Raw genomic sequence first — 611 nt, 5'->3', positions numbered from 1 at the left:
GCAGCCGTCGGTAGCCGGCCGACTCCAACTGGAATACAGCCGCCGTTTCGCCGCGACACAGCATCGCATACGTGGCCGGATCGTCCTCCGGCAGCTTCCGCAAATCGATCTCGATGCCGTCCCAATCCCGAATCCAGCGCAATGTACGCTCGATTACTGAGAGCATGCGCACACCGAGAAAATCCATCTTCAGTAATCCGATCGCTTCCAGATGCTCCATCGAATATTGCGTCAAAGTGGTCCCCTCCGCCCCCTCTTGGAGCGGCACATACCGGGTAAGCGGCTCGCGGGAAATAACGACGCCCGACGCATGCGTAGATACGTGACGGGGCAACCCTTCGACCCGCATCGCCATGTCGAGCAGTTCTGCGGTTTTGGGTTGCTTGGCTGCAAGCACCTTCAGCTCGGGATTGACCGTAAGCGCTTCCTGCAGCGTGATCCCGAGATGGCCGGTGATCATTCTGGCGGCCCTGTCAACATCGTTATATGGCAGGTTCATTACCCTGCCGACATCGCGTAATGCGGCCTTCGCTGCCATCGTACCGAACGTAATGATCTGCGCGACATGGTCTTTGCCGTATTTTTCCGCAACGTAAGCGATCACCTCTTCC

1 pseudogene is annotated in these 611 nt (G+C 57.9%); it reads right to left on the bottom strand.

Features of this window, described 5'->3' with window-relative positions:
• Positions 1-611: pseudogene (locus ABES02_RS29055) on the bottom strand (DNA polymerase III subunit alpha); the annotation flags it as partial.

Origin of the sequence: Neobacillus pocheonensis (assembly GCF_050477905.1) — a bacterium.
In the GTDB taxonomy this organism is placed as follows: Bacteria; Bacillota; Bacilli; order Bacillales; family Cytobacillaceae; genus Neobacillus; species Neobacillus pocheonensis_A.
Note: the sequence above shows the minus strand (reverse complement) of the source record. Positions and strands in the feature narration are given on the sequence as shown.